Annotated in this window: 14 protein-coding genes; 4 read left to right on the forward strand and 10 right to left on the reverse strand. The window is 44.9% G+C overall.

All coding sequences use genetic code 11. The annotated features are described in order from the left end of the window. Window positions 1–50 precede the first annotated feature (50 nt). Together M0R36_03530 and M0R36_03535 are read right to left on the reverse strand one after the other, a co-directional pair. Window positions 51–725, reverse strand: a complete 675-nt coding sequence (locus M0R36_03530) for a type IV toxin-antitoxin system AbiEi family antitoxin (protein ID MCK9554874.1) — start codon at window positions 723–725, stop codon at window positions 51–53. Between the two features lie 116 nt (window positions 726–841). Then, entirely contained in the window at window positions 842–1,831 is a 990-nt protein-coding gene (locus tag M0R36_03535) for a WYL domain-containing protein (protein ID MCK9554875.1), read from the reverse strand. A 263-nt stretch (window positions 1,832–2,094) separates the two neighbouring features. On the opposite strand from M0R36_03535, the gene M0R36_03540 reads away from it, so the two are divergent. After that, the gene (locus M0R36_03540; GenBank protein ID MCK9554876.1) at window positions 2,095–2,847 is read left to right on the forward strand and encodes an SIMPL domain-containing protein; all 753 of its coding nucleotides are present in this window, start codon (window positions 2,095–2,097) and stop codon (window positions 2,845–2,847) included. An 8-nt stretch (window positions 2,848–2,855) separates the two neighbouring features. Here the strand turns inward: M0R36_03540 and M0R36_03545 are convergent, their stop codons facing one another. Further along, complete coding sequence (locus M0R36_03545) at window positions 2,856–3,119, reverse strand: hypothetical protein (GenBank protein MCK9554877.1); 264 nt, start codon at window positions 3,117–3,119, stop codon at window positions 2,856–2,858. Between the two features lie 149 nt (window positions 3,120–3,268). Continuing rightward, window positions 3,269–3,388, reverse strand: coding sequence for a desulfoferrodoxin FeS4 iron-binding domain-containing protein (locus tag M0R36_03550; protein MCK9554878.1), 120 nt, complete (start codon window positions 3,386–3,388; stop codon window positions 3,269–3,271). A 249-nt stretch (window positions 3,389–3,637) separates the two neighbouring features. Here M0R36_03550 and M0R36_03555 point away from each other — a divergent pair, with 249 nt between their 5' ends. After that, window positions 3,638–5,011, forward strand: a complete 1,374-nt coding sequence (locus M0R36_03555; protein MCK9554879.1) for an MATE family efflux transporter — start codon at window positions 3,638–3,640, stop codon at window positions 5,009–5,011. A 3-nt stretch (window positions 5,012–5,014) separates the two neighbouring features. On the opposite strand, the gene M0R36_03560 is transcribed toward M0R36_03555, so the two are convergent. Next, complete coding sequence (locus M0R36_03560) at window positions 5,015–5,407, reverse strand: STAS domain-containing protein (protein MCK9554880.1); 393 nt, start codon at window positions 5,405–5,407, stop codon at window positions 5,015–5,017. 182 nt (window positions 5,408–5,589) lie between these two features. On the opposite strand from M0R36_03560, the gene M0R36_03565 reads away from it, so the two are divergent. Further along, window positions 5,590–6,576: a hypothetical protein gene (locus M0R36_03565; protein ID MCK9554881.1), complete on the forward strand. Its 987-nt coding sequence runs from the start codon at window positions 5,590–5,592 to the stop codon at window positions 6,574–6,576. Window positions 6,577–6,582: 6 nt separating this feature from the next. Here M0R36_03565 and M0R36_03570 read toward each other — a convergent pair whose 3' ends face one another. Next, a complete protein-coding gene (locus tag M0R36_03570; protein MCK9554882.1) occupies window positions 6,583–6,840 on the reverse strand; it encodes a hypothetical protein in 258 nt (85 codons plus the stop codon). 121 nt (window positions 6,841–6,961) lie between these two features. Between M0R36_03570 and M0R36_03575 the strand changes: the two genes are divergently transcribed. Then, window positions 6,962–8,326: a serine/threonine-protein phosphatase gene (locus M0R36_03575; GenBank protein MCK9554883.1), complete on the forward strand. Its 1,365-nt coding sequence runs from the start codon at window positions 6,962–6,964 to the stop codon at window positions 8,324–8,326. On the opposite strand, the gene M0R36_03580 is transcribed toward M0R36_03575, so the two are convergent. From M0R36_03580 to M0R36_03595, 4 genes are read right to left on the reverse strand one after another with little or no spacing between them, the layout of a single operon-like run. Beyond that, window positions 8,319–8,801: a histidine phosphatase family protein gene (locus tag M0R36_03580; protein MCK9554884.1), complete on the reverse strand. Its 483-nt coding sequence runs from the start codon at window positions 8,799–8,801 to the stop codon at window positions 8,319–8,321. The two genes, M0R36_03575 and M0R36_03580, sit on opposite strands and share 8 nt — an antisense overlap. Continuing rightward, a complete protein-coding gene (locus tag M0R36_03585; GenBank protein MCK9554885.1) occupies window positions 8,801–10,312 on the reverse strand; it encodes a phosphotransferase in 1,512 nt (503 codons plus the stop codon). Before M0R36_03585 ends, M0R36_03580 begins: the two co-directional genes overlap by 1 nt. A gap of 15 nt (window positions 10,313–10,327) precedes the next feature. Then, window positions 10,328–12,238: a transglutaminase-like domain-containing protein gene (locus tag M0R36_03590; protein ID MCK9554886.1), complete on the reverse strand. Its 1,911-nt coding sequence runs from the start codon at window positions 12,236–12,238 to the stop codon at window positions 10,328–10,330. Window positions 12,239–12,253: 15 nt separating this feature from the next. Then, window positions 12,254–13,504: a DUF58 domain-containing protein gene (locus tag M0R36_03595; protein ID MCK9554887.1), complete on the reverse strand. Its 1,251-nt coding sequence runs from the start codon at window positions 13,502–13,504 to the stop codon at window positions 12,254–12,256. Window positions 13,505–13,516: the final 12 nt, after the last annotated feature.

Below are 13,516 nucleotides of genomic sequence, written 5' to 3' on the forward strand. Positions count from 1 at the left end.
CGGCCAAATCATTTATAACTTTGATCAGCAATCTTTCAGCGGGAAATTCTTTAGACAATGGTTTTCCCTTCTTCTTTTAACGTTTTCAACAAATATTCCGCATGGTCTCTTCCCCTCTGCGGGAAGTTGTATAAATCCAAATAAAGTTGGAGATTCGAAACAATGTTGTAACCATTTATCACTTGGGTATTGAAAAACGCGGCGTTTTTATAGTGCGGCTTTATCAGATAGAAATTGCCGCCTTTTTTTAATTCCTTGAGGTCAAGAGCTTGTCTTAAATCCAGCGCGATATTATTGAAATCTTCGGCCGGCAAATAGCAATATACTATCGGGGTGTTCACATAATGTGTAATAAAATTCGCTCCGGTATGAAGCGCTAAAGCATACTTACCGGCACTATTTTTAGCCGTAAAATATTCCTTTAGCCAGGCCAAGATATCTTCGCGGGCTGAGTAATAAAGATACGTCTTATTAAGTTCAAATTTGTAAACTTTGAGCCATTCCTCAAGCAACTCTTCTTTGTTTTGTAACACGCTATAACCGAGTCGGCCGGAACGAATTCCACTGACAAAGCCTTGCGCATACAATGCGGACAACACTTTTGCCGCATGCGCGCGACAAACCCCAAATCCTTTCTCAAAATCCCTGGCAACCCATTTTTTATCGGGTTGAGACAGCATAGCCCGTATAATTATATTCGCTTTATCTCCCAAGAGTACTCTCATTATATTCAATCACCTTCCCAATAAATGTCCACTACAGATAAATGTCTATTAAATAATGGATATTCTCTACTAACAGACATTCTACCACAAGGCTTCGCAGAGTCAAGCAAAAGGTTTCAAATCCTTTCAAATCCGCTTTTTAAAATTTCCCTTACCTTTTCTTTCAGTTCGGCGGGCTCGATTTCGCTGATATGCGATATCCAGGAAAGCATCGCGGGGATGATTTCTTCGTAAACGCCCACTTTTGTTTCGATGAGGGCTGCGCCGTCCTTCTCAGGCTTGACTTTCTGCAGGGGGAAATACTTGCCGTACCTGAAGTATTTCGCGGCTTCTTCATCAACTTTGAATGTCACTTTCTTGTCGCGCTTTTCCGTAAACCAGATGTTCACGCTCTCATCAAGTATGGTTTTGAGGTTCCGGGGCATCTCGAAATACTCATCAAGAAGCGTTACCCCGCTGATGAAGTCCAGGCGGAATTTCATCAGCTCACCGGCCTTTACATAGGCAAGCAGATACCACAGGCCCTCATAAAAAGCCAGTTTAACCGGGCTTACCTCGTGCTCTTTTGTTTCCTTTCCTGATGGATACTCGATTTTGACCTTTATTTCATCATTTATGGCCGACTTCAGGTTCTCAAGGAAGGGATAGTCTTCCGAAAGCCGCTCTCCCTCGGGCAGTTTCACGTAAAACGGGGATGAGCTTTCGGACGATATCACCCTTTTAAGGATAGAACTGAACGAGTCATCGAATTTTTTGCCCAGAACCTTGGATATTCCGTGAAGGAAAGAAAGGAGGGAGGCCTCTTCCCTTGAAAGCATTATCTGCTTGAGGGAAAAGTTGTCCATAAATGAATAGCAGCCCCGCTCCGCTTCCTGCTTCAAAGGAAACCCCGTAGTGTCTATCAGGTTAATATCGCGCTGGATAGTCCTTAGCGATACGTTGAATTCAGCGGCAAGGTCGCTTGTTCTAATGATTTTCTTGGTTTCCAGTTTGTTCAGGATTGTAACTATACGCCGGATTTTCTTATCGAACTCTCTTCTGGAAAGCGCCAAATCCTTCGCGGGACCTGATTTCTTAAATTTCTTCCCGGCCAAACCGGCAATCATAAAGTTTCCCCTGAAATATAAAATCTCCTTTATTATAATAATACAAACGACACCATTGTGTCGCTATTAAAAAAATTATTTTTATTTTTTTTCAGGGAACGTCATAACGCTGTCGCTATTATGGGTTAATTTCGTTTTTAGAAGATGTTTTCTAACTTAAACAGCCGGAAGAGGGGCGGCCTCAATAAAATTACATATCAGGTTGGGCGTACCCTTTTCTTCGGCGCATTGATTTGCGAAGCAAATCAGCAGGGGGGACAAAAATGGAAGGGTTGAAAGTCTTAAGGAACACTCAGGTCATCATTCTGGGATTGTGCATAGCTATTGCCACAATCTTCTCAAGCGTAATCATGTCGCAGGGGTTCATGAAAATCAAAAAATTCAGCAATGAAGTCATCTCTGTCACAGGTTCGGCGGAGAAGAAAATCAAATCGGATTATATCGTATGGAATTCGGGTTTCTTCGCAAGAAACGCCGACTTAACCGCCGCATTCGAAAAGCTTAAGGAAGACCTTAAGACTGTGAAACAGTATTTGTCCGATAAGGGCATAAAAGCCGATGAAATCACGTTTGCGCAGGTAAATACCAATGTGCTCTATAAGAAAAATGAAAAGGGATACGACACAAACGAGATAGAAGGATACAAGCTTACGCAGGGAATAGAAGTCAAGTCGTATGATATAGACAGGATAGACGCCGTATCGCGCGAATCAACCGAGTTAATCAACAAAGGCATTGAGTTCATATCCGTTTCGCCCGAATACTTTTACACAAAACTCTCGGACCTCAAGATAGAGATGCTCGAAAAAGCGACCGATGACGCGAAAAAACGGGCCGAAGCGATGGCAAAATCAACGGGAAACAGCATAGGGCTGATGAGAGCCGCGAAAATGGGCGTTTTCCAGATAACACCCGTAAACTCTTACGACGTATCGTGGTACGGGAAAAATGACACCTCGTCACTGGATAAAAAAGTGACCGCGGTCGTCAATGTTGAGTTCGCGATAAAGGAGTGAGGTTAAGGTTAAGGCTGCTGTTTTTTGCCCACGAGCGCATTATAAAGAAGGGCAAAGACAGCGCAGCCGATTGCGGCGTCAAAGAAACCGTAAACCGCGCCGATTAAACTGCCGAGCGGGCTTATGCTGTAGCCGATATAATAACATCTGCCTACTATGGTGGGGTCTCCCGTATCGCCGCATGTCATAATAAACCACCATGTAAGAAGAAACATCGAAAGGGCCCACAGAATACCGCCGGCAAGAGCAAACGCTTTCACGCTGAGCTTCATAATCGCCTCCCTTTTTTCAGGTTAACTTCAAACAAAAGCCGGAGAGAAATCAAAGTCGAGGTTAAGGCTAAGGCTTAGATTATATTATCTTATTTTAAAAAGCCTGAAAAGTAAAAACAAACCGGGAAGAAAAACTACAACGGCTCTAATTAGAGTCTCTCCATAGGCTCGCCGCAGCAGACAAGTTCTCCCCCGCCCGCTTTTGTCACTTCCACTTCGTTGCCGCAAATGTTGCATTTGTAATTTTCGCCGACGCTTTCCACATTCATTTACTTATCCCCCTGTTTAAATATTAAAACTGATATCTATTTATATACGCGCGCAGGCCCGGTGTCAACGCAAAATAATTTTTCATCTCTCGCAACATACTGCCGAATAATAAGTTATAATCATGTTTATGCCTGTATGCCGGCGCTTCAAAAAAACTATGCAGGCTGTTATAAAAGAAAAACCTTAACAAAAAAGGTTTATTGATGTATTTTGTTCTTCTTTAATGACATACATGGACGGGATAAAACATGATCAAAAGATTCTTTAAAAATGTCTCTTTAAAAAGAGACCTTACGAACGGGAATATCGCCGGCCATATATGGTTTTTGTCCCTGCCTATTATCGTTACCAACCTGCTGCAGACATTATTCAACCTTGTTGATATGTTCTGGGTGGGCAAGCTCGGGCCGGACGCAATAGCCGCCGTGGCGATGAGCGGAACAATACTGATGATAGTCATGTTTTTTATGATAGGGATAGGAGCAGGGACCACAGCGCTTATTTCCCGTTTCATAGGCGCGAAAGAAAACGCGCAGGCCGACAATACGGCGATGCAGTCCATAACAATGAGTTTTTTTATTTCGGTTATCATGTCCGCGGCCGGGTATTTTTACAGCCCATGGCTTCTGGAAATACTGGGAGCGAGTTCCGAGGTCGTCATGTGCGGCACAGGCTACCTGCAGATAATATTCGCTTCGATATTCATAATGTTTTTCCTTTTCCTGATATCAGCCATTTTTCAGGGGGCGGGCGATGTTAAAACTCCCATGCTTCTACTGGCGTTTTCAACTTTGATTAACATCATTTTAGACCCTCTTCTGATATTCGGCATAGGGCCTTTCCCTGAGATGGGGATAAACGGAGCGGCATGGGCAACCGTGATATCAAGGGCGATAGGTTCAATCATCGCGCTTGAGATACTGTTGAAAGGAAGGTCTTTGATACATGTCCGGCTGAGCGAATACAGGCTGGATCTCGATATAATGTGGAGGATTTTTAAAATAGGAATTTCTTCTTCCGCGCAAATGAGCTTCCGGAGCATGATGAACCTCGCGATAATGGCTCTGGTCGCTTCCTTCGGGACATTCGCCGTTGTCGCATACGGAATCGGCACAAGGCTTGAAATGATAGTTATAATGCCCGGTTTCGGGTTCGCCGGAGCCGCCGCGACTTTAGTGGGGCAGAACCTCGGAGCCCAAAACTCTTCGCGCGCCGAAAAAAGCGGGTGGGTCGCGACAAGTTACTACGCGGTATTCATGGTCGCGATGACACTGATATTCCTGGCCTTTGCCCCATTTCTCGTATCAATATTCAATAACAATTCCGAAGTTGTCCGGCTCGGGACGACATATCTCAGGATCATGGCTTTCTCCTTTATATTTACCGCCGTCGGAATGACGCTGAACCGCTCAATAATCGGGGCCGGCGACACGTTCCCGGCAATGGTAAACACATTCATAGGATTATGGGTGGTTTTAATTCCTCTTGCGCTTTACCTTTCAAAACATACTTCGCTGGGACTCAACGGGATATGGCTGGCTATGCTTATATCATCGGCTGTTCTGGCTTTATTGAACACAATTTATTTCAAATCAGGGAAATGGAAACTGAAAAAAGTGTAAAAATCACCACTCGGTTTCTTCCTTCTGTTTCTTTATCTCTTTTCTCTGCATCGCGTTCAGGTAGTTATCAACTTCTTCCCTGCTCTCGAAAACCTTCTCGGAAGGAAGGGCTTTCACTATTTCAAAGACTTTTTTTATCTGGGGCTGAAGGTTGGAAATGACAATGCTTCCTTTATACGCTTCCACCTTTTTTCTTATCTTAAAGATTTCCGCCAGGCCCATACTGCTTATATAATTCAGGCCCGCCATATCAAAAATAATGACTTCCGTGGATTCAACAAGAAAGGGCCTGAGTTTATCCTGAAACATCATATAGGTGTTTGAATCAAGTTCCCCGGCAAGCTTAACTACATAAACGCCCTGTTTCTGTTCTTCTATTAAGATATTAAGCGCCATATTCCCATCCCCCGATCACATAACCCGTTTCATACTTTACATTCTTACATTCTCAGCCGGTTTCGTCAAGTTTTTCCGCCTTCAGTATTCTTGCTTTTTTTCTTTTTTGGGTATACAATATTCCAGATTTGATATCGCGCTTTTTCCAGCGGGGGAAAAGACTCTTTAAAAGGCGGTAACCGGTGAAAAAATTTGATGTAGCTCTGACATGGCACAGCAAAACCAATGAAAAATTCATCGGCTGGCTGAAGCGCGAATGCGAATACCGTCACCTGGCTTTCCTGCTGATTACAAGAAAAAACGCGGAAAGCGTCATTTCCGGACTCGAAAAAAGCAAACTGAAAATAAGATTCATCCTTGATAACCAGGCGGATTATTTTAACCCGAAAGACCCCTTCGTGAGGTTATGCTACGCGGTCAAAGACGCGGGCGGTTACGTGGTATGCGACCCCGATGACGCGCGGCATTCTTCAAACAAAGCCATTACCCATTATGAATTATTAAAAGCAAACATCCCCGTGCCTTTCAGCGTCGTGGTCAGAAACTGGGAACCCAAAAACTTCAAGCTGACGAAAGAAGAACTTAAAAACCTGAAAAAACCCTTCATCATAAAGCCCGCCACGGGCTTCGGGCAGAGAGGGGTCGTTAAAGACGCGAAAGGTTCCATCGAAGAAATCGCCAGGGCCCGCCATTATAACGAAGGGGACGATTTCCTTCTCCAGGAAAAAATCGAGCCGGTGACGCTCGGCGACAGGATGGCGTGGTTCAGGGTCTATTACCTTTTCGGAGAAATCATACCGTGCTGGTGGAACACAAACAACGGCTGGTACGGGCACATATCATTAAGGGAAATGTATAATTTCAGGCTCCTGCCGCTGGCAAGAATAACTTCCGAAATCGCGAGAACCACGAATATGGAATTTTTCACGACAGAAATCGCGATGACAAAGGATAAAGATAAAAAATTCGTATCCATCGATTATGTCAACGACCAGCCGGACCTTTGCGTGCTGGGCGAAAAAGCGGGCGGCGGGCCGGTTCCCTCCGTCGTCGAACATATCGCCGAAAGAATCGCGGGCATAGCATGGAGAATATCTAAGGGCTTTTCCCTGAATATACACAGGTCTATCTGGCTCGGAAAAGCTATCATGGAAGACAGCAGTATTTAGGGGATATCAGTCCGGCACCACTTTAAAAACTTTATCGTTCTCATGCACTTTACCCAGAACCTTTATCCCGACCTGCTGGCCCTGCTTCGCTTCAGCAACTTTTTCATGCTCTATCTGCATCGAATCGATCGACTGCGAGAAATCATCGTGAGCGCCTTTCACGTGGATCTCATCGCCGACTTTCAAGGGCTTGGAAAGCTTAATGATGCCGACAGATATCTTGCTGAAGTAATGGGTTATGACTCCGATTTCAACTTCTTTCATTATGCCACCTCCTCCCGATTTTTTATTTTACGCCTTTAAGCCGATTTTCTCAAGAAATGACTTTTGTTAAAAAAGACTTTATATAAAACCGATTTTCTTCTATAAATAATACATGCAGCCTATGATTAAAAAAATGTACCCGGTGCTTGAGCCTTACCTGGATTCTTTCCTGAAGGACCAGACAATACTCATAAAAAGCAGGATACAGCTGTTCACGCTGCTTACGATAATACTTTTTTTTATCGGCAATCTCTTAAGTTACATTTTTTATCCCTACGATTTCAGGACAGATGAAATTCCCATAATGGCCGTAGTCCTCATCAGCAGCGGTATCGTGCTTTTCCTGAACAAAAAAACAAAAACCATGAGGTCCGCGAAGCTCATAGCCATGCTGTTCACCGTTTTCCTGTTAATCAACATAACCAAGCTGCATATCATTTATTCAAATTATATAGAAATAGGCCCGGCTCTTTACATGTTCATGCTGTTTTTCGTCTCGTTCACCATCCCGTGGACAGCGCTTGACCTCATACCGATAACCTTCATGCACATGGCCGCTTATTCTATACTCCTGTTCCACCTTGAAAAGTATATGCCTGAAATCATGCGCGCGGTCAAAAGCCCGCAAATGCTTTTTGACGGCATAATCTTTCTCTTTCTCGGATTTGTCCTCTGCGCGGTGATAAGAAAAAAAGAAATCACAAGAGAAATCCAGAACTACATACTCCTGAAAGAAAATGAGATACAGAATATCCAGATGCAGAAAGAGCTCCAGCTCGCGAACAGGGTCCACAACACTCTTATACCCAAATCCATCAGCATGGAAAAGGCGGATATAGCCGTGACTTATATCCCGATGAATTACATCGGGGGAGATTACGCCAAATTCCATTTCATCGATAACGATAAAATAATATTTATCATATGCGATGTGACCGGGCACGGGGTATCGGCCGCTCTCCTGGTAAACAGGCTCCATACAGAATTCGAACGCCTCGCGCAGGAACACAAAGACCCCGGAATCCTCCTTAAGGAGATGAACGATTTTATCGTCAAGTCATTCGAAGGCACGGACATGTTTTTAAGCGCTTTCTGCTGTCTTCTCGATTTCGGGAAAAAGACACTTTCTTATTCAAACTACGGGCACCCGCCGCAATATATGTACAGGATATCAGATTCCGACATAACCAGGCTTGAGCCTCAGGCAACCCTGATGGGCATAATGATAGAAGACAAAGAAAAAATCCATGAATCAAAAGTCGATTTCGAGCCAAAGGATAAAATCCTGCTTTTCACGGACGGCGTGAATGAAACGATGGACAAAGACAGGGAAGAATTCGGCATCGCGCGGCTGGAAGGCTTCATTAAAAACAATCACCGGACCGGCGCGCTTTTATTCAACCAGAAACTCATAGACCAACTGAAAGATTTCAGCGGCGGCAATTTCCGGGATGATATACTGCTGATATCAATTGACGTCAAATAACGTCAGGTGTAATAAGCCATTCCAGGCTCCATTCCTTCCCGCCGCACCTTTTGAAACAAGCGACCGAAGACGTATCGAAAGAAACGGGCGTTGATTCTTCTTTCCCCCCAAGCAAAAGCCCCGCGGCCTTTTCAACAAAGGGAATATGGCTTACCACCATAATGTGCTTTGATGTTTTTGCCAGTTCAGTTATAAGTTTCCCCGGGTCGTCGCCGGGCAGGAGGTTTTTTTTCTCAAAACATTTTCTGACGCGCAGCAAATCCTTCAAAAGGCCCGCCGTCTGCCTTGTGCGCAGCCTGGCGCTGTGCCAGATTTCATCGGGCAACACCATAAAGCCGCGCAGGGATTCCGCGACTTTGATTGTTTCATACCTGCCGACATCAGATAAGGGTTTTTCGGGGTTTTCCGTTTCCGGAACCGCGGCGCCGTGCCTGACCAGATACAGCTTTGCACATTTTTTTCCCGCTGCGCACATTATACGATCCTCCTGTAAATATCCATTGATTCCGATATCAGTTTATCCATTTCAGGGCCGTCTCCTTTTCCCACTTTTATAAAATAAGCGGCTATGCTTAAATTAGCCCTTATTTTGAAAAAATTAACTTTTTTCATAAACGACCTGCCGTCTTCCACCCCGGCCTCCCGGGCATAAAATCCCAGGAACCGCTCTTCAGGATACAGTTCTTTTATCCCGGGAAGGGCGCCTAACTGGGAAGAAAACTGGGCAAGAAAATATCCGACGTCGTATTCCTTCAAAAACCTGATGGAATTCCCGAAATCAATCACCGAGACAAACAAAGTGCTGATATCATGGTTTAAATCCTGCCCTATTATGATATTTTTCGGATGATAATCCCCGTGATTCTGGATAAACGACGATGAATCCTTCTTGAAATATCCATCTTCTTCCTCTTTTACAAACTTTATTAATTTTTCGGCTTCACGCACATACGGGTTGCCGGCGCCAATGAACGATTTTAAATATGATTCAACCCTTTTTTTCTCTTTTTCCGCCGTTTCACCGGCGCTTGTGAGCTCGAGCCTTAAAGAATGCAGGCGCGCAAGCCATTTTGCCGACAATTCAAAATAGGCGCGCCCGGCGCCGGGATTTACATTCGCAAGAAGGTCGAAAAGGCTTTTTCCCCTTTGCCCTTCTTCCATTACAAGCATTTTCACGTCATCTTTATCGATGACGGAGGGAACCCTGAATGTCCCTTTTTTGAAACCCCGGGAATAAACTTCCTGTAATATTCTCGTGGATTCCTCCAGTTTTTTCCATTTTTTCCGGTCGGAGACCTGTTTCAAGATTATCCTATCCCTGAATTCATCATTTCCTTTTGTCCCCAATGTTAACTCGGTAACGGTTATATTGCTGCCCGATTTCGGTATTTCCTTGAAAAAGGGCCGGCACCGGCCGCCCCTGATTTCCGAAGCTAATTCCTTTATGCCGCGGACCGGATGGTCAAACTGGGTAGGCAATATAGCCGAAAACCCGGATGAATGGGTATCGCTTCCGGCGACCGCCGTGAATTTATGCGCGTGCCAGAATGACAGGCCAAGCACATTTTCACACGCGGTATGATTCCCGCTGAAAATCTCAACCGCGTCAATGTCCGCGCTCAGGAAATATTTTTTATCGGGTATCCTGCCGTCCCTGAAAGGATGCGCCCATACCAGAGCGGCGTCGGGCCAGTCAACCCTCAGTTCCTTAAGCGTCGTCTCTTTTTTTATGCTTTCAGCGGCTCCGAAAACAAGCACATGCCCTATTTCAGTGGCAACTTCCTGGGCGGATAATATTAAAAAATCATCTCCCACCGAAGCCTTTTTCTTTAAATCGCCCAGTTCTTCATCCGTCCACAAATACTGATGTTCGGTAATCACCATACCCTGCAGGTGTTTCCTGAAAACTTTGTTGACAAGTTCCACGGGATTTATTTTGCTGCATGAAGAGTGTTTGTTTGTATGACAATGCAATTCAAGAAGCATTAAGCCGCCGTCCTTTCAAATATTATACCGTTTTACCATATATCCCCTGATAAAATTAACATATCCGGCCTTTTCCTTTTCTTCGATACCGGAACCTGAAATCTTTTCCAAAAACTCAGATAAAGTCTGGCACTTCTCCCTTATTACGCCCCTGCGCTTTAATTCTTTCTCCACCGCAAGATATTTCGCCCTCATATCCTGTATGCCGTCAGGGATATTATAAGAGGCGGCCATCTTCTTTTTGAAGGATGAAATTTTTCTCAGGACCGTCTTTCCGAAATACCACAGAAACAGGACAAATATCAGGGCCTTAAAAAAAAGAGTGTTAACAAACCAGAATAACCCTTCCCTGTAAAACCTGTCCGCCAGACGCCGGAATTTCAAAACCGCAATATCGTAATAATCGCCAAAAGGATTCTTTTTTTCCATCAAAACCGGCATGGCGGAAGGAGGCGTCGTCTCTACAACCTTCCATCCCGCGCCTTCAAAATAAGCTTCCACCCACGCATGCGCGTCCTTGTTCCTCGCAACCCAGTAGCCGCCGGTTTCGTTTTTTTCCGTAACAAGAAAACCGGTTACATACGCCGCGGGAATTCCCATAGACCTCAGCAGAAGGACAGCGGAAGACGCGAAATATTCACAATGCCCCTTTTTCATACTGAAAAGGAATGCTTCAACAGGGTCGAATTCCCTCGACAGAGGGACCCCCAGTTTATAATCATAATTATCATGGAAATATTCCGCTATCAAACCGGCTATTTTCTTTTTGTCGCTTTCCCCTTTTGATATTTCAAGCGCTTTTTCCCTGATTTTTTCCTTAAGGTAACCCGGCACTTCAAGACACAGGGAAGGTTTTATTCCAAAATCGTTTTGCGATAACCCTTCAATCCGGTAAAAAACCGCGGGCTTATCGGACATGTCGGAAATATTCCCGAAAGCGTCAACTTTCATTCTGTCCGAACCGGAAACAACCCTGAAAGGATATTCCCCGTAAAAAACCGTCCTGCTCAGGTTCGAATCCTTGAATACGGAAATCTGCCGCAACTTTCCCCCCCCGCTGTCCTCAGAAACTATAAAACTGTTTTCCTTCCCCTCCCTGTCAAAAGGGAAATACCTGTCCCCGCCTTCGGGATTCCTCCATACGCCGCGCGAATAATAGAGATATGATTTGCCCCTCACATATCCGGGGTTATTTTCGGCAAAAATCCGCAGGCATACATTATGCTGATTAAGTTTCCAGAGAAATTCCGGGAGGCTGCCTATCATGGAGTTTCCCGTAAAAGCATCGTCAATGCTCCTGGAAATACCGCCGCTCCACAAAAACCTCATCATATAATTTTCAACCGGCCAATAAAAAGCCCTGAAGGAGAACACCGCAAGGGAAACGGCGAGATACGAGAAAAACACCGCAAGGCTTATGACAAAATAATATTTTACCTTCACGCCGCCTTTCAGGCCCCGGAAAGACTCCACGTTAATAAAAAAGAAAAACGAAATGAATAAAGCCGCCGCCATCAGCGAATGCAAAAGGATATTTGAATCATATACATCCTGCGCGCAGATTATGCACATCACCGAGCAGAAAAATATCGTTTCGCCGCTGTTATCCCGCGGATTTGCCAAATGCATTATCTGGACAGCGACAAGATACTGCGCAAGGACATACGCAAGGCGCGCAAGTATAAACCCGTTGTCAACATCCGAAGGATAAAATCTCAGCAGCAGAACAAACGGAATGGACAGATAAACATATGTCATAAAATCAACGTTAAACCGCAGAAGAGGTTTTTTTGCCTTAAAAAGTAAAATCAAGGCCGCAAAGACAACCGCGGGGAATATCACCGAGCCCATGGTAAGCGACGGGTAAAGGGCGCTCAGGAAAACAATCAAATATGAAAAAATATAACCTGTCTTTTTATAAGCCACGGTCATCCCCGCCTGTTAAATAACATCGACATTGCCTTTGACATCGTTTTTACCGAGTATTAAAGCTTCCCCTATTTCATCAGAAGCGGCGTTGGGGTCAAGCGCGCAACTCTCATCGGTTATTATAATCCTCTTTAACGCGCAACCGCTTTCCACAATATGCCTGCAGAGCCTTTCTTTTTCCCTATCCCACCCGAGAAGCACTATCACAAAAGTCGTTATGGCGGGCAGATCGTCTTCAAGCATGCCCGCAAGATTGGTTATATTGTTTTTCGGGCTGGAGTCAACGCATGACAGGAGATCCAGAATATTTTCAAAATACGCGAAACTCCTGCCGGCTCTCAGGTAATAAAGTTCCGACCCGTGGGCAAAAATATCCACAATATATTCCTTCCTCGCCAAAACATCGGCTATGGACGCCGTAAGGGAAACCGCCGATTCAAAACATTTTTTCTTTTCCCTGTCTCTCTTCCCCGGGCCCGTAAAAGTATCGAGAATCAGCGCTATCCTGCAAAAATATTCTTCCATAAACTCTTTGACCACCGGTTTCCCGAGGCGCGCCCACGCGTTCCAGTGGATGTTGCGTATTAAATCTCCCTCCACATATTCCCTGTCGCCTATATACTCCATCGAATCGCCGATGTTAGACGACATCATAAACCCGCCCGGCTGATACCTCCTGCCGACCGGGATATCAACGGATGACACCGGCCAGAACCGGGGGTAAACAACAACCGAGAAACTTACAGGCAGGTCATCCGTCTTATTCCAGACCCCGAAGGGAAAAGCTGTTTCGACCCGGTGTTTTTTTATCTCGTACACGCCTCTTCCGGAAGCTTTCATCCTGCATACGACAACCGCCTTCCCCCCGGCGGGAATAGAGACGGGGCCCGAATGCCCGACCATATTCAGCTTTATACCCGAGAAAACAGGATAAGCGGAGACCCCGAACACACAGTTTTTTCCTTCATTCACAATCGTCAACTCAAGTTCAAATTCGGAATCACACACAACTCTTTCGGGAAAAGAAACTTCCAGCCTGACCTTCATCGGCATAAACACGGAAAATATCTCCGTTATAAAAAAAATTCCGAAAATACAGCACGCAAGAAAATAAAAAGGAACGCTTATGCTCAGGCTGGCGAGACTTGTCGAAATAATAAGAAAAAAGAAGAGTATTTTACCGAAAGATGTAAGGCGTTCCCGCCATATCTTTCCCAGGTGTCGGATAAGTTTTAAGGTTATGGATTCGTATTTGAAACGCATTTTTACCGGCAA

It is taken from the genome of bacterium (assembly GCA_023228325.1).
In the GTDB taxonomy this organism is placed as follows: Bacteria; Auribacterota; UBA6266; order UBA6266; family UBA6266; genus UBA6266.